17 protein-coding genes are annotated in these 14843 nt (G+C 63.3%); all 17 read right to left on the reverse strand.

What is annotated here, in order from left to right:
* Positions 1–10 precede the first annotated feature (10 nt).
* The 17 genes from acpS to fabD all read right to left on the reverse strand — a co-directional run bounded on the left by acpS (position 11) and on the right by fabD (position 14819).
* A complete protein-coding gene (acpS, locus tag LK540_RS09205; RefSeq protein ID WP_229436923.1) occupies positions 11–463 on the reverse strand; it encodes a holo-ACP synthase in 453 nt (150 codons plus the stop codon).
* Entirely contained in the window at positions 460–1230 is a 771-nt protein-coding gene (locus LK540_RS09210) for a pyridoxine 5'-phosphate synthase (RefSeq protein WP_229436925.1), read from the reverse strand. The genes acpS and LK540_RS09210 overlap by 4 nt, the downstream gene beginning before the upstream one ends.
* A 12-nt stretch (positions 1231–1242) precedes the next feature.
* Positions 1243–2160, reverse strand: coding sequence for a DNA repair protein RecO (gene recO, locus LK540_RS09215; RefSeq protein ID WP_374041345.1), 918 nt, complete (start codon positions 2158–2160; stop codon positions 1243–1245).
* A gap of 24 nt (positions 2161–2184) precedes the next feature.
* Positions 2185–3117, reverse strand: coding sequence for a GTPase Era (gene era, locus LK540_RS09220; RefSeq protein WP_229436927.1), 933 nt, complete (start codon positions 3115–3117; stop codon positions 2185–2187).
* Between the two features lies 1 nt (position 3118).
* The gene (rnc, locus tag LK540_RS09225) at positions 3119–3949 is read right to left on the reverse strand and encodes a ribonuclease III (RefSeq protein WP_229436929.1); all 831 of its coding nucleotides are present in this window, start codon (positions 3947–3949) and stop codon (positions 3119–3121) included.
* Positions 3950–4114: 165 nt separating this feature from the next.
* Positions 4115–4507, reverse strand: a complete 393-nt coding sequence (locus LK540_RS09230; protein WP_229436931.1) for a DUF4845 domain-containing protein — start codon at positions 4505–4507, stop codon at positions 4115–4117.
* A gap of 22 nt (positions 4508–4529) precedes the next feature.
* On the reverse strand, positions 4530–5447 hold the full coding sequence (gene lepB / locus LK540_RS09235) for a signal peptidase I (protein ID WP_229436933.1): 918 nt from the start codon (positions 5445–5447) through the stop codon (positions 4530–4532).
* Positions 5444–7237, reverse strand: coding sequence for a translation elongation factor 4 (lepA, locus tag LK540_RS09240; RefSeq protein WP_229436935.1), 1794 nt, complete (start codon positions 7235–7237; stop codon positions 5444–5446). The genes lepB and lepA overlap by 4 nt, the downstream gene beginning before the upstream one ends.
* A gap of 490 nt (positions 7238–7727) precedes the next feature.
* The gene (locus LK540_RS09245; protein WP_229437140.1) at positions 7728–7988 is read right to left on the reverse strand and encodes a glutaredoxin family protein; all 261 of its coding nucleotides are present in this window, start codon (positions 7986–7988) and stop codon (positions 7728–7730) included.
* Positions 7988–9442 carry a DegQ family serine endoprotease gene (locus LK540_RS09250; protein WP_229436937.1) on the reverse strand — a complete coding sequence of 485 codons (1455 nt, stop codon included), beginning with the start codon at positions 9440–9442 and terminating at the stop codon, positions 7988–7990. Before LK540_RS09250 ends, LK540_RS09245 begins: the two co-directional genes overlap by 1 nt.
* 250 nt (positions 9443–9692) lie before the next feature.
* On the reverse strand, positions 9693–9995 hold the full coding sequence (locus LK540_RS09255; protein WP_229436939.1) for an RseA family anti-sigma factor: 303 nt from the start codon (positions 9993–9995) through the stop codon (positions 9693–9695).
* Positions 9996–10058: 63 nt separating this feature from the next.
* The gene (rpoE, locus tag LK540_RS09260; protein WP_229436941.1) at positions 10059–10661 is read right to left on the reverse strand and encodes an RNA polymerase sigma factor RpoE; all 603 of its coding nucleotides are present in this window, start codon (positions 10659–10661) and stop codon (positions 10059–10061) included.
* A gap of 169 nt (positions 10662–10830) precedes the next feature.
* On the reverse strand, positions 10831–11322 hold the full coding sequence (locus tag LK540_RS09265; protein WP_229436943.1) for a protein YgfX: 492 nt from the start codon (positions 11320–11322) through the stop codon (positions 10831–10833).
* Between the two features lie 92 nt (positions 11323–11414).
* A complete protein-coding gene (gene fabF / locus LK540_RS09270) occupies positions 11415–12662 on the reverse strand; it encodes a beta-ketoacyl-ACP synthase II (RefSeq protein WP_229436945.1) in 1248 nt (415 codons plus the stop codon).
* A gap of 27 nt (positions 12663–12689) precedes the next feature.
* Positions 12690–12929 carry an acyl carrier protein gene (gene acpP, locus LK540_RS09275; RefSeq protein ID WP_020653257.1) on the reverse strand — a complete coding sequence of 80 codons (240 nt, stop codon included), beginning with the start codon at positions 12927–12929 and terminating at the stop codon, positions 12690–12692.
* A 180-nt stretch (positions 12930–13109) separates the two neighbouring features.
* Entirely contained in the window at positions 13110–13847 is a 738-nt protein-coding gene (gene fabG, locus LK540_RS09280; RefSeq protein ID WP_229436946.1) for a 3-oxoacyl-ACP reductase FabG, read from the reverse strand.
* 33 nt (positions 13848–13880) lie between these two features.
* The gene (gene fabD, locus LK540_RS09285; protein WP_229436948.1) at positions 13881–14819 is read right to left on the reverse strand and encodes an ACP S-malonyltransferase; all 939 of its coding nucleotides are present in this window, start codon (positions 14817–14819) and stop codon (positions 13881–13883) included.
* Between the last annotated feature and the right edge of the window lie 24 nt (positions 14820–14843).

Raw genomic sequence — 14843 nt, forward strand, 5'->3', positions numbered from 1 at the left:
CACCGGCTGGTCAGGGGATGGCACTTCCTTGGTCACTGGTATCGCTTGCTCGCTGTTCGGTTGGGGTTCGCTCGTCGCGGGTCACGATCACGAAGGCGACGCCGTAGTCGGCCTCGTCGCTGATCGTCACCTGGGCGCTCAGTTGATTCTGCTGCATGAATTCGGCCAGGGCGCCGCTGCACACGATGACCGGCTTGCCGCTCGGGTCGTTCAGCATCTGGGCCGAGCGCCAGGTCATGGGCATGCGCATGCCCAGGCCGATGGCCTTTGAAAACGCTTCCTTGGCCGAGAAGCGCGTGGCCAGGAAACGCAGGCCACGCACTTCGCTGCGGGCGCGGCGCGCGTGGTATTTCTCGAGTTCCTGGGGTCCGAGGATCTTTTCGGCGAAGCGGTCGCCATTGCGTGCGAGCGCCGCCTCGACACGCGAAATCTGGACGATGTCGGTGCCGATGCCGTAGATCATTGTGCCCCCAGGGATACGCCGAGGCGGGCCGCGACCATGATCGCCTTCATCTCGCGCACTGCGTTTTCCCAGCCGGCAAACAGGGCGTGGGCAACGATGGCGTGGCCAATATTCAGTTCGGCGATGTCCTTGATGGCCGCCACCGGCTGCACATTGGTGTAGTGCAGGCCGTGGCCGGCATTCACCACCAGCCCGTGCTTCACGCCGGCGGCGACGCCGACCTTGATGCGCTCCAGCTCGCTCGCCGCTTCGGCGCCTTCGGCCTCCGCATAGCGCCCGGTATGCAGCTCGATCACGGTGGCGCCGGTCTTCGCGGCGGCTTCGATCTGCTGCGCATCGGCATCGATGAACAGCGACACGCGGATGCCCTCGCCTTTCAGCTGCTTGACGGCCGCCTCGACCTCGTTGAAATAGCGGATCACGTCCAGCCCGCCCTCGGTCGTGACTTCCTCGCGCCGCTCGGGCACCAGGCAGACGTCTTGCGGACGCACCTGGCAGGCGAAATCGATCATCTCGCGGGTCACGGCGGCTTCCAGGTTCATGCGCGTGGCCAGCTGCGGACGGATGGCGAGCACGTCGGCATCCTTGATGTGGCGGCGGTCTTCGCGCAGGTGCAGCGTGATCAGGTCGGCGCCGGCCTGTTCGGCCAGCAGCGCGGCGCGCAGCGGGTCCGGGTAGACGGTGCCGCGCGCATTGCGCACGGTGGCGATGTGGTCGATGTTCACGCCCAGGTCAATGACGGGGCCGACGGGTTGGAGGAAGCTCATGATGTTCTTTTCTTATAACTGCATCAGGTCAATCAAAATCTGCCGGGTATTCAGCGGCGCGCCATTCAAATGGTGGGCCAGCAGGAAACGCATCAGCTGCTTGCTCTGGCTCTGCGTCACCGGGTCGGCGTAATCCTCGCGCTCCATGTCCAGCAGGGTCTTGCCGGACACCACGGGCCAGACATCGGACATCAGGGCTTCGCGCGCACCGCGTTCCGGGTCGACCACGTAGCGCTCGCCGGGGTCGACCGCCTCGCGCGTGGTGGTCGAGCGGCCGAGGTTGGCAGCGACGCCTGTTTCCTTAAGTAAGGCCCTTTCGAATTTTCGCAAGACGATTTGTGCAGGTTCGTCGTGCGCCAGTTCGTTGAGGGTGGACACGTAGTGGTCGAACAGGGCCCGGTGCGCATCGTCGCGCGCCAGCAGTTTCACCAGCAGTTCGTTCAGGTAGAAGCCGCACAGCAAGGCGGTGCGCTCGATCGGCAGCATGCCGCCCACCCACTCGGCGTCGATCAGGGTGCGCAGCTCAGACTTGCCGCTCCACGACACCGACAAAGGCTGGAAGGTCTGCAGCACCCCGCGCAGCTTCGACAGCGGCCGCTTCGCGCCCTTGGCCACGACCGCGATGCGGCCATGGTCGCGCGTGAACAGATCGACGATGAGGCTGGTTTCCTTGTAGGGATAGCTGTGCAGCACAAAGGCGGGCTGGCCGTTGACCCGCGTTTCGCGGATCGGGGTGCGGCTGCGGCGTGCGGCCGGGGGCGGCGCATAGGCCGGGCTCGCTTCTGCGACTCCCAGGACGGGCGGCTGCATCTCGGTGATGCGCAGTTCCGCCACCGGCATGTCGTTGAGGGCCGGGGACGCTGCCGGCGCCTCCGGCACATCGGGCGCCGCTGCAGCGTGGTCGGGATCGTGGTTGTCGAGGCTCGTCATGCGTGGGAGGCGAACCGTAAAGGCTTACTCGTAGCCGTAGGCGCGCAGGCCGGCTTCGTTGTCGGCCCAGCCGGATTTGACCTTGACCCAGATCTCCAGGTACACGGGGCCGTCGAACAGCTTCTCCATGTCCAGGCGCGACTGGGTCGAGATCTCTTTCAGGCGCGCACCCTTGTTACCGATGATCATCGATTTATGGGTATCGCGCTCGACCAGGATGGCGGCAAAGATGCGGCGCAGGTTGCCTTCCTGGATGAACTGCTCGATCACCACGGTGCTGGTGTACGGCAATTCATCGCCCAGCAGGCGGAACACTTTCTCGCGCACGATCTCGGCAGCCAGGAATTTCTCGCTGCGGTCGGTGATGTCGTCCGGCCCGAAGATCGGCGGATTCTGCGGCAGGTGCGAGCGGATTTCGCGCTCCAGCGCGTCGACCTGAAAGCGCAGCTTGGCCGACACCGGCACGATGGCGGTGAAGTCGCGCAAGGCGGCAACCTTCTGCGCGAACGGCATCAGCGTGGCCTTGTCCTTCATGCGGTCCGACTTGTTGATCACCAGGATCACCGGCACGTTCTTCGGCAGCAAATCCAGCACTTGCTGGTCGGCCGGACCGAAAGTGCCGGCCTCGACCAGGAACAACACCACGTCCGACGCCGTCAGCGTGTTCGAGACAGTCTTGTTCAGGGTTTTGTTCAGTGCATTCGCATGACGCGTCTGGAAACCCGGCGTATCGACGTAGATAAACTGGGCGTCGTCGTGGGTCTGGATACCGGTGATGCGGTGGCGCGTGGTTTGCGCCTTGCGCGAGGTAATCGACACTTTCGCGCCGATCAGCACGTTCATCAGGGTCGACTTGCCGACGTTCGGGCGGCCGACAATGGCGATGTAGCCACAGCGGAAGTTTTCGGGCGTGCCGTCGTTGCTGCCGGCGTCGTCATGTGGGAGGTCGGTGTTCATATCAGGATGCTTGTTGGGTGTTTGCGCCGTCGGCAGTGCCGTCGCCAGCGTTGTTGCCGGCGTTGTTGTCCGTGTCATGGCTCTGGACGGTGGCGATGCCGGCCAGCTTCAGTTGGGCCACGCGCGGCTTGGCCTTGCGCGAAGCGGCGGGCGTCTTGCGCAGCGCCAGTTCGGCCGCTTCGAGCGCCAGGCGGGCGGCAGCCTGTTCGCCGGCGCGGCGGCTGCCGCCGCGGCCGAAGACCTGGATGCCGAGTTTCGGCACCAGGCATTCGATCTCGAATTCCTGGCTGTGGGCGGCGCCATGGGTGGCGATGACGTTATAGGTCGGCAGCGAAATCTTGCGGCTCTGCAGGAATTCCTGCAGCAGGGTCTTGGCGTCCTTGCCCAGGGTGCGCGGGTCGACCGTGTCGAGCAGGGGAATATAAAAGGCGCGGATCACGCCGCGTGCGGCCTCGAAGCCGGCGTCGAGGAAGATCGCGCCGAGCAGGGCCTCGAGGGTGTCGGCCAGGATCGACGGGCGGCGGAAACCGCCCGACTTCAGCTCGCCCTCCCCTAGTCGCAAAAACTGCGAGAGTTCCAGCTTCTGGGCGATTTCGTAGAGCGATTGCTGCTTGACGAGGTTGGCGCGCAGGCGCGACAGGTCGCCCTCGTCGAGGTTGTTGAAACGCTCGTAGAGGATCGAGGCCACCACGCAGTTGAGGATCGAATCGCCCAGGAATTCCAGGCGTTCGTTATGCAAGCTGCTGTGGCTACGGTGGGTCAGTGCCTGTCGCAACAGGCCGCTGTCCCGAAACGTGTAGCCCAAGCGGGTTTGCAATAACTGTAGATTCATTGTTTATTTTTCGTAGTACAGGCCGGTTCCAGAAATGCCGCAGCCGAAACACCGAGGATACCGGCATTTCGGCTTCCGGCGCGCATGCCGGGCTTTGCGTTGACGGCAGGCGACAAAAGCGCCTGCCCGATGCTGCCAAATGATACGGGCAAATGCGGCCGGCGATCAGTCGGCGCTGGCAGCCACGACGCCGCTCGGGTCGGTCGTGCCGTCGTAGTCGATGACCAGGCTGGCCTTCTCGGTCAACGCAATGCGTTTCTGGTAGGCGAAACTGATTTCAGGCTCGCCGCCGTCCTTGCTGATGATGAGGTCGCGTCCCTTCACGGACTCGACGTTGTTGATGTCCGCAAACTTGTCGAAGGCGCGCTGCATCTCGGGCACGGTGCCGCCTTCTGCCTTGACCCGGACGATGCCATCCTTGATCGAGCGGTATTCCAGCCAGGACGGGAACACCTTGATGCCGACCACGGCCACCAGGCCGACGACGATCAGCACCAGGATCACGCTGGTGAGCGAGACGCCCTGTTGCTTGCCGAGATGAATGCTGCGGTGTTCCATCCTGCCTCCTTTGCGAACCGCCTTACTGGATGCCGCCGATGCGCTTCGGATCACCGAAGTTCATCCACACCAGGAAAGCCTTGCCGACGATATTTTTGTCCGGCACAAAACCCCAGTAACGGCTGTCCGCGCTATTGTCGCGGTTGTCGCCCATCATGAAGTAGTTGCCTTCCGGTACGATACAGGTAAATTTGTCGTACGAATAGTCGCAGGCTTCGCGGTTCGGGAAGTTCTCCACGCCGTCCAGATTGAACGAGCGCGCCGGCTCGTCGTTCAGGATGCGGTGCTCGCTGCCCGGCAGTTTTTCCACGAACTGCTTGTGGTAGACCGGACGCTCCTCGTCGAGGTAATCGTCGAGCGGCGTGTAGTCCACCGCCTTGCCGTTCACCGTCAGGCGCTTGTTTTCATAGGTGATCTTGTCGCCAGGCACACCGATGACGCGCTTGATGTAGTCCTGGCTCATGTCCTTCGGATACTTGAACACCATGACGTCGCCGCGTTGCGGATCGTTCAACTGGATGATCTTCTTGTTGATGATCGGCAGGCGGATACCGTAGGTGTACTTGTTCACGAGGATCAGGTCGCCTACCAGCAGGGTCGGCACCATCGAGCTCGACGGGATCTTGAACGGTTCCCACAGGAAGGAGCGCAGGATGAAGACCAGCGCGATCACCGGGAAGAAGCTGCCCGAATACTCGACCCAGGTCGGCTGGCGCAGGTGCGCCGCCTCGATGGCCGCGCGGTTGCCGTTCGTGTCGACCTTGATGCCCTCGCGCGTCAGCTTGGCATTGCGTTCGTCGTACTCGGCCAGGGAAGCGTCGGCCGCGGCGCGGCGCTGTTTAGCCAATACAAAGACGTCCAGGCACCAGATGATGCCCGTGACCACCATGAGTACGAACAGGATGAGCGCGAAATTCCCCAGGATCGGTTGCAGGTTCATTTATCTTCCACTTGAAGGATGGCCAGGAATGCTTCTTGTGGAATTTCCACCGAGCCCACCTGTTTCATGCGTTTCTTACCGGCTTTCTGTTTCTCGAGCAGCTTCTTCTTGCGGCTGACGTCGCCGCCGTAGCACTTGGCCAGCACGTTCTTGCGCAGCGCTTTCACGTTTTCGCGCGAGATGATGGTGGCGCCAATCGCCGCCTGGATCGCCACGTCGAACATCTGGCGCGGGATCAGTTCGCGCATCTTGGCCGCCACCTGGCGTCCGCGGTAAGGGGCGTTGGCGCGGTGCACGATGATCGCCAGCGCATCGACCTTCTCGCTGTTGATCAGCATGTCGACTTTCACGACGTCGGCGGCGCGGTTTTCCTTGAACTCGTAGTCCATCGAGGCATAGCCGCGCGAGGTCGACTTCAGGCGATCAAAGAAGTCGAGCACGATTTCCGCCATCGGGATTTCGTAGTGCAGCTTCACCTGGCGGCCGTGGTAAGCCATGTCCATCTGGATGCCGCGCTTGCCGTTACACAGCGTCATCACCGCGCCGACATATTCCTGCGGCATGTACAGATTCACGTCGACGATCGGCTCGCGCACTTCGTTGATCTTCGAGGTTTCCGGCATCTTCGACGGATTGTCGACGCGGATGATGGAACCGTCGCGCATCTCGACCTCGTACACCACGGTCGGCGCCGTGGTGATCAGGTCCATGTCGAATTCGCGCTCCAGGCGCTCCTGCACGATTTCCATGTGCAGCAGGCCCAGGAAGCCGCAGCGGAAGCCGAAGCCCAGTGCCTGCGACACTTCCGGCTCGTACATCAGGGCGGCGTCGTTCAATTTGAGCTTTTCCAGCGAGTCGCGCAAGGCGTCGTACTGGTTCGCTTCCACCGGGAACAAACCGGCAAACACCTGCGGCTGCACTTCCTTAAAGCCCGGCAGCGGCGCGGCGGCCGGCTTGTTGACCAGGGTCACGGTGTCGCCCACTTTGGCGGCGGTCAGTTCCTTGATGCCGGCGATGATGAAGCCCACCTGGCCTGCGGTCAGTTGCGGCAGCGACACCGAGCGCGGCGTGAACACGCCGATGTTTTCCACCAGGTTCACCGATTCGGTGGCCATCAGCAGGATCTTGTCTTTCGGACGCAGGGTGCCGTTCACCACGCGTACCAGCATCACGACGCCGACATACGGGTCGTACCAGGAGTCGACGATCAGGGCCTGCAGCGGCGCGTCCGGGTCGCCTTGCGGCGGCGGTACTTTGGCGATCAGGGTTTCCAGCACGTCTTCCACGCCGAGGCCGGTCTTGGCCGAGCACACCGTGGCGTCGCTGGCGTCGATGCCGATGACGTCCTCGATTTCCTTCTTGGCGTTGTCGGGATCGGCGTGCGGCAGGTCGATCTTGTTCAGGATCGGCACCACTTCCACGCCGAGATCCAGCGCGGTGTAGCAGTTGGCGACCGTCTGCGCTTCCACGCCCTGGGACGCGTCGACCACCAGCAGCGCGCCTTCGCAGGCCGACAGCGAGCGCGAGACTTCATAGCTGAAGTCGACGTGGCCGGGGGTGTCGATCAGGTTCAGGTTATAGGTCTGGCCGTCGCGCGCCTTGTATTGCAGGGCCGCGGTCTGCGCCTTGATGGTAATGCCGCGCTCGCGCTCCAGGTCCATCGAGTCGAGCACCTGCGCGTCCATTTCGCGGTCCGACAGGCCGCCGCACAACTGGATGATGCGGTCGGCCAGGGTCGATTTGCCGTGGTCGATGTGGGCGATGATGGAGAAGTTACGTATGTTGTTCATTAACAAAGCTCAAAACCAAAAAAGGCGAGGCAGGTTACCAGGCGGTGACCGGCGCCGCGATGATGCCAGCGCAATACGAAAAAAGCGCCCCGTGCGGACTGGTCCGTCCTCAGGCGAGCGCCTTATCGCTACATGAGAAGCTGATGTGCTATCGACAGAAGCTTTTCCAAACGGGGCATTTTACCGGATTTCAGGGTAGAAAGCCCGGTTTGTGAGGGAAATTGGCATTGGAGAGGCCGAGGTGAGCATCGCAACCGGAGTCGGCGGCAGGAACCGTACGGTGGGCACGCCGTGCCCACGCGGAAGCTGGCGTTTAGGTCGGCGCGGTTTGCACCCGAAAAGCAGCATGATTGCGGCGGCGTCCGGGGATGATCCGCGAACGCCTCCATGGCTCACGGACGGCTTCTCCGCGTCCAGCCGCCAACACCATGCACATCTTCGCGTGGGCACGTCATCGATTCCCCCGGAATCGATGACCCCACCGTACGGATCATGCCGACAATGCCGTTTGACGCTCGACGTAGGCGCGCACCGCGGCTTCGTCGAGAAAGTAATGGCATAGCTCCGGCTCCGCCAGATCGCCATACAGCACCGGCACCAGCTCGTTGAAACGCGCCTCCAGCACCGGGTCGGCATCGACATCGATCACCTCGACGTCGAACGCCTGCCCGGGGTGCGCCAGCGCGCGCAAGGCCGCCAGCATGTCCTCGCACAGGTGGCACCAGCTGCGCGAATAGAGCGTGAAGCGGATCACTTCGCGGCAGCCGGCTTCACGACCAGGTACTGGGTCACGTTCTCGCGCCGCACCAGCACTGCCACGCTCTTCTTCGGATCGAGCTTGCCGGCCAGTGCATTGAACTGGGCCGCATCCTTGATCTCGACATTGTTCATCTGCAGGATCAGGTCGCCCGGACGCACGCCGGCCGTGGCCGCCCTGCCCTCGCTCGAATCGACCAGCACACCGCCTTCGATGCGCAATTCGCGCCGTTGTTCGGGCGTCAGGTTCGACACGTGCAGGCCGAGCGCGTTCGGGGCGGGCCCCGGCGCCGGCTTGTTCGGTGTCGGTTTTGTGGAGGCGGTCTTCTCGTCCTCGAGCTCGACGATGGTCACCGGCACGTCGAGCTGGGCGCCACGGCGCCAGACGGTGACGGTGGCCTTGGTGCCGACCTTGCTCGCCCCGACCAGGCGCGGCAGGTCGCGCGTGGTGTCGATCGCCTGGCCGTTGAATTTCAGGATGATGTCGCCGACCTTCACGCCGCCCTTCTCGGCCGGTCCGCCCGGCTCGACCATCGAGACCTCGGCGCCGCGCGCCTTGCCCAGGCCCAGCGACTCGGCGACGTCGCGCGTAACTTCGCTGATCTGCACGCCCAGGCGCCCGCGCGTTACGCGGCCGGTTTTCTTCAGCTGGTCGGCCACGCGCATGACTTCGTCGATCGGCACCGCGAACGAGATGCCGTTGTAGGCGCCGGACAGGGTGGCGATTTGCGAGTTGATGCCGATGACTTCGCCGCGCATGTTGATCAGTGGGCCGCCGGAATTGCCCGGGTTCACGGCCACGTCGCTCTGGATCAGCGGCAGGTATTCGCCGGTGTCGCGCGACTTGGCCGAAATGATGCCGGCGGTGACCGTGTTATCCAGGTTGAACGGGGAGCCGATGGCGATCACCCATTCGCCGACCCGGATCTTGCTCGAGTCGCCGGTGCGCAGGTAAGGCAGGTTGGTGGCGCCGACCTTCAGCAGGGCGACGTCGGAGCGGCGGTCGGCGCCGAGCACCTTGGCCTTGAATTCGCGGCGGTCGGTGAGCGTGACCGTGACTTCGTCGGCGCCTTCGACCACGTGGGCATTGGTCAGGACATAGCCGTCGTCGGAAATGATGAAACCGGAGCCGACGCCGCGCTCGACTTCTTCTTCCTGGGGCTGCTGCTGGGGCGCGCGGCGGCGCGGGATGGGCTGGCCGAAGAAGCGGCGCAGGAATTCCTGCATCTCTTCCTCACCGGGACCGCCCTGCCCCAGGCGCACCTTCTCGGTGGTGCGGATGTTGACCACCGCCGGGCCGGCCTTGTCGATCAGGTCGGAGAAATCGGGCAGGCCGGTCACGACCGGGGTCGGCACCGGGGCGGCGGCCAGGGCCGGGCTGGTCAGGGACAGGCCGGCGCCGGCCATCAGCAGTGCAGAGAGGACAACGCGAAGGGATTTGCTTGTCATGGGAGTGGGGACTCAGGTCAGGAATTGACGTTATGGTAAGCCAAATCCTGCCGCCTTGTCGCGCAGGCCGCCGTCGGGATGTTCGAGGCCGGCGCAGGGGGCAATCTCAGCTGCGGAGGAAACGCGGAAGGAACGCGCAAAGAGCGCGGAAGAGGCGTGGAACAGCGCGCAAGGAACACGCAAGGAATGTGGACGGAGCGCGGGCAAGGCGGCCACGCAGCACGCGCCGCGACACGCCCGCCCTGCCGGCTCAGGACGAGGGCGCCGAGGCCGCCAGGACCGCCGGCTTGCCCGTATCGAGCTCGGCCCCGCTGCTGCGCCGCGCGTGCAGGGGCTCGGCGGCGAGCCGTGCGGCGAGGCTACTCGCGAAGCCGTGCGAGAGCGGCGGCGTCTCAAGCGTGCGCAAGGTGTCGCCGATCAGGTGGTAGACTTCCCACGCTCCAGCCCCATCGGCTGTGCGCAGGGCCAGGCCCGCCAGTTCCAGGTCTTCTTCCGGCAACGCATCGTCGCTGAGCGCGGAGATGTGTTCGCGGTTTTTCTTGTTCGTATCCATCGGCAATTCCGTCACGGTAGTCGTGTGATCCAAAAAGTTAAACAGGTTGTGGTGCAATCATCGCTACCGACGTTTATCACCTGAAATATCGAGCAAAGGCTTCAATTTTTCGGCGATGACTTCGCGCGCCCGGAAGATCCGGCTGCGCACCGTGCCGATCGGGCAGGCCATCACTTCGGAGATTTCCTCGTAGCTCAAACCCTCAATTTCGCGCAGGACAATCGCGGTCCGCAGTTCCAGCGGCAGCGCTTCCATCGCGGCATTCACCGTATACGCGATCTGCTTGCTCGCTAACACGGATTCGGGTGTGTTAATGTCGCGCAAGCTGTCCGCATCGTCAAACGCTTCAGCACGTTCCGTATCTGCCTCGGTCGAGGTTGGCGCGCGCCTGCCCTGTGTGACGAGAAAATTCTTTGCCGTGTTGATGCCTATCCGGTACAGCCAGGTATAAAAGGCCGACTCGCCGCGGAAGTGGCGCAATGCGCGGAAGGCCTTGATAAAGGTTTCCTGCACCACGTCTTCGGCTTCGGCGGGGTCGTGCACGAGGCGCGACACCAGCCGCATCAGCCGGCGCTGATACTTTGCCACCAACAAATCGAACGCCTGCCTGTCACCGGCCTGGACGCGTTCGACCAGCAATTGATCACCCTCGCGTTCTGTTGTCACTGACCGCATCCCGTTCAGCTCGCAACCGGGCAAGCTGGCTCAATCGACCTGCGCCGGACTGGCGGCCTGCGATGCGCGCCCTGCCAGCTGCGCCCTCGCCTGCTACCGTCCGATCCGCTACGGTTTCTTGAACCGCCTCTCGCTTAAGAGTTGGCCCGCTGCAATAAGTTCAAAGTATTTCGATGCCTGTTGCGGAACGCGCCACCCGTCCATCGAGGACGCCGAGCGCGACGCGCAGGCGCCGGTATTCGGTGGGACTCAGGCTGTCGCGCAGCACCGGCACCGTGTGCGTGGCGCCACCCGCATCGCCCAGGCGCAAGAGCATGAGTTGCGGCCATAACAGGCTCCCAGGCAACAGGCTCACGGCGATGTCGGTAGCGGCCGCAGGGCCGGTTCCCAGCTTCTGTTGTACCGTCAGGCGCAGGGCGCCGGTTCCAGATACATCAATCCGGTGCGTCTTATCGGGGCGGGTGCATCCGTGCAGCAAGAAGAGTGCTGCAATGAGGAAAAACAATGCGCAGACGGAAGAAAAAAGCAGGCGCTGCGGCAAGACCACAAGGCAGAGCCAGCTCGCGCCGAGATGGGCGAGCGCATACACACCGAGCGCAAGGCGCAAACGGCGTGAGGGAAGGACGAGCGCACTGACGGCGATCGAAGACATGAAAAAGGGAAAATAAAACGGAACGCCTGCCGCGCGCGGGGTGCGGCAGGGTCAGGCGCCCGTTCCATTAGACAGGAACGGGCGCGGCAGGTTCAGACTTTGGCGAAGATCAGGGTACCGTTGGTACCGCCGAAACCGAAGTTGTTCTTCACGGCGTAGTTGATCGTCATATCGCGTGCGGTGTTCGCCACGAAATCGAGATCGCAGGCCGGATCCTGGTTGAACAGGTTGATGGTCGGCGGCGACACCTGGTTGTGGATCGCCAGCACCGTGAACACCGACTCGAGGCCGCCGGCGCCGCCCAGCAGGTGGCCGGTCATCGACTTGGTCGAGTTGACGACCAGCTTGTGGGCGTGGTCGCCAAAGGTGCGCTTGATGCCCTGCACTTCGGCCAGGTCGCCCAGCGGCGTCGAGGTGCCGTGCGCGTTGATGTAATCCACCTGGTCGGCGTTCAGGCCGGCATTCGCCAGTGCCGAGACCATGCAACGGCTCGCGCCGCTACCGTCTTCGACCGGCGCCGTGATGTGGTTCGCATCGGCGCTCATGCCGAAACCGAGCAGCTCGGCGTAGATCTTCGCGCCGCGCGCTTTCGCGTGCTCGTATTCTTCCAGCACCAGCACGCCTGCGCCCTCGCCCAGCACGAAGCCGTCACGGTCGCGGTCCCATGGACGCGAGGCCGTGGCCGGATCGTCGTTGCGCGACGACAGTGCGCGTGCCGAGGCGAAACCGCCCAGGCCCAGCGGCGAAATCGTCGATTCCGCGCCGCCGGCCACCATGACGTCGGCGTCGCCGTATTCGATCAGGCGGCCCGCCGCGCCGATGCAATGCAGGCCGGTGGTGCAGGCGGTCACGATGGCCAGGTTCGGCCCGCGCAACCCGAATTTGATCGAGAGGTCGCCCGAGATCATGTTGATGATCGAGGCCGGGACGAAGAACGGCGAAATGCGGCGCGGGCCGCGGCCGTCGTATTCTTCCTTGGTCGCTTCGATCATCGGCAGGCCGCCGATACCCGAACCGACGATGGCGCCGATGCGGTCGGCGTTTTCCTCGGTAACCTGAATACCCGAATCCTGCAGTGCCTGGATGCTGGCAGCCATGCCGTAATGGATAAAGGTATCCATGTGACGGCCTTCCTTGCCCGGCAGGTAATCTTCGATATTGAAGTTCTTCACCTCGCCCGCGAAACGGGTCGAAAACGGCTCGGCATTGAACCTGGTGATGTTGGCAATGCCTGACTTGCCTGCCAGTGCCGCATCCCACGCTTCGGCAACGGTGTTGCCGATAGGTGAAACGCAGCCCAGGCCGGTAATGACGACGCGGCGGTTGCGTGAACGACTCAAGCGATTCTCCCGAAAACTAAAGACAGCTTAGGCCTTGACGTGCGCGGTTGCGTAGTCGATGGCTTGCTTGACGGTGGTGATCTTCTCAGCCTGCTCGTCAGGGATTTCCATTTCGAACTCGTCTTCCAGGGCCATCACCAGTTCAACGGTGTCCAGGGAATCTGCGCCGAGGTCGTCAACGAACGAGGACTCGATTTTGATGTCGGCTTCTGCAACACCCAGTTGCTCAGCGACGATTTTTTTAACGCGTTGTTCGATATCCGACATGTTATGGCTCCATTAGGTATGTGTTGCGGAAAGTGCGCGCATTTTATCAGGTTTGCGCGCCGAAAAACTATTTTCGGCGTCTGACGCTATTTCAGCCGAAACTCCTGCTAAAAGATGAGAATTCGCCGGGTAATTAAATCACGCTATGCATAGAAAACGTCGCACCCGGCACTTTCCGCATCAATTCATGTACATGCCGCCGTTCACGTGCAAGGTCGTGCCGGTGACGTAGGCGGCAGTCGGACCGGCCAGGAAGGCCACCGCATTCGCGATGTCTTCCGGCTGGCCGAGGCGGCCCAGTGGGATTTGCGTGAGCAGCGCTTCGTGCTGGCTGTCGCCCAGGCCCTTGGTCATGTCGGTGTCGATGAAGCCGGGGGCCACGCAATTGACGGTGATGTTGCGGCTGCCGATCTCGCGCGCCAGGGCGCGGGTCATGCCGGCCACGCCGGCCTTGGCGGCGGCGTAGTTCATCTGCCCCGGGTTGCCGGCGGAACCGACCACCGAGGTGATGTTGATGATGCGGCCTTGTTTTGCCTTCATCATGCCGCGCAGTACCAGGCGCGACAGGCGGCCGACGGCGGTAAGATTGGTGGTGATGACGCTGTCCCACTCCTCGTCTTTCATGCGCATGGCCAGATTGTCCTGGGTAATGCCGGCATTGTTGACGAGAATGGACAGGCTGCCGAAGGTCTTTTGCACTTCGTCGACGACGGCGCCGCAGCGCTCGGCATCGGTGACGTTCAGGACCACGCCCTTGCCGCCGAATTCGGCCAGGTAGGCGGTGATCGCTTCGGCGCCGGATTCGCTGGTGGCGGTGCCGACGACTTTCGCGCCCTGGCGGGCCAGCTCAAGGGCAATGGCCTTGCCGATACCGCGCGAGGCGCCGGTGACGAGAGCAACTTGGTTCTGCAAATTCATCTAATTCTTGTCCTTATCTAAGTACGTAATGCTTCACGCGCCCTTGATCGTTGCCAGCACGCGCTCGAGCGAGCCCTGGTCGACCAGGGCTTCGCCGACCAGCACCGGGTCGATGCGCTTGGCCATGCCGATCAGGGTCTTGCTCGGGGCGCATTCGATGACCTGGGTCACACCCTCGGCGGCCATCTTCTGCATGGTCTCGACCCAGCGCACGGCGCCGGCAGCCTGGCGCACCAGGGCATCCTTGATTTGCTCCGGATCGTTCAGGATAGCGACATCGACGTTATTGATCAAATCAATACGTGGCGCGTTGAACGTGAGCTTGCCCATGTACTCGCGCAGGCGGTCCGAAGCAGGCTTGAGCAGCGAGGAGTGGAACGGCGCCGAAACGGACAGTTTCATGGCGCGCTTGGCGCCTTTCGCCTTGGCGATCTCGCAGGCGCGGTCGATCGCGGCGGCGTGGCCGGCGATCACGATCTGGGTCGGTTCGTTGAAGTTCACGGCTTCGACCACATCACCTTGCGCTGCCTCGGCGCAGACGGCGCGCACGTCGTCGGCCTGCAAGCCCAGCACGACGGCCATGCCGCCCTGCCCGACCGGCACCGCTTCTTGCATCGATTGCGCACGGAAGCGCACCAGCGGCACGGCGTCCTTGAAGTCGATCACGCCGGCGGCGACCAGGGCCGAGTATTCGCCCAGGCTATGGCCAGCCACCACGTTCGGCACCGGGCCGCCGGCCGCGATCCAGGCGCGGTAGACGGCGACGGCGGCGGTCAGCATGACGGGCTGGGTGTTGGTGGTGAGATCGAGGTCTTCCTTCGGGCCTTCGGCGATCAGGCGGCCAAGGTCCATGCCCAGGGCGTCGGAGGCTTCGGCCACGGTTTGCTCGACGACAGGGTTGCCGGCGAAGCCGTTCAGCATGCCGACCGCTTGCGCGCCCTGGCCGGTGAACACGAATGCGAATTTGCTCATCTTGTTATTCTCCTTGTTAAGGAT

It is taken from the genome of Massilia sp. IC2-278 (genome assembly GCF_020708045.1).
Lineage (GTDB): Bacteria > Pseudomonadota > Gammaproteobacteria > Burkholderiales > Burkholderiaceae_D > Telluria.

What these genes read in the sequence shown, in the direction of transcription:
- acpS (WP_229436923.1), bottom strand. Translation starts at nt 463, where the DNA reads ATGATCTACGGCATCGGCACCGACATCGTCCAGATTTCGCGTGTCGAG.
- LK540_RS09210 (WP_229436925.1), bottom strand. Translation starts at nt 1,230, where the DNA reads ATGAGCTTCCTCCAACCCGTCGGCCCCGTCATTGACCTGGGCGTGAAC.
- recO (WP_374041345.1), bottom strand. Translation starts at nt 2,160, where the DNA reads ATGACGAGCCTCGACAACCACGATCCCGACCACGCTGCAGCGGCGCCC.
- era (WP_229436927.1), bottom strand. Translation starts at nt 3,117, where the DNA reads ATGAACACCGACCTCCCACATGACGACGCCGGCAGCAACGACGGCACG.
- rnc (WP_229436929.1), bottom strand. Translation starts at nt 3,949, where the DNA reads ATGAATCTACAGTTATTGCAAACCCGCTTGGGCTACACGTTTCGGGAC.
- LK540_RS09230 (WP_229436931.1), bottom strand. Translation starts at nt 4,507, where the DNA reads ATGGAACACCGCAGCATTCATCTCGGCAAGCAACAGGGCGTCTCGCTC.
- lepB (WP_229436933.1), bottom strand. Translation starts at nt 5,447, where the DNA reads ATGAACCTGCAACCGATCCTGGGGAATTTCGCGCTCATCCTGTTCGTA.
- lepA (WP_229436935.1), bottom strand. Translation starts at nt 7,237, where the DNA reads ATGAACAACATACGTAACTTCTCCATCATCGCCCACATCGACCACGGC.
- LK540_RS09250 (WP_229436937.1), bottom strand. Translation starts at nt 9,442, where the DNA reads ATGACAAGCAAATCCCTTCGCGTTGTCCTCTCTGCACTGCTGATGGCC.
- LK540_RS09255 (WP_229436939.1), bottom strand. Translation starts at nt 9,995, where the DNA reads ATGGATACGAACAAGAAAAACCGCGAACACATCTCCGCGCTCAGCGAC.
- LK540_RS09265 (WP_229436943.1), bottom strand. Translation starts at nt 11,322, where the DNA reads ATGTCTTCGATCGCCGTCAGTGCGCTCGTCCTTCCCTCACGCCGTTTG.
- acpP (WP_020653257.1), bottom strand. Translation starts at nt 12,929, where the DNA reads ATGTCGGATATCGAACAACGCGTTAAAAAAATCGTCGCTGAGCAACTG.
- fabG (WP_229436946.1), bottom strand. Translation starts at nt 13,847, where the DNA reads ATGAATTTGCAGAACCAAGTTGCTCTCGTCACCGGCGCCTCGCGCGGT.
- fabD (WP_229436948.1), bottom strand. Translation starts at nt 14,819, where the DNA reads ATGAGCAAATTCGCATTCGTGTTCACCGGCCAGGGCGCGCAAGCGGTC.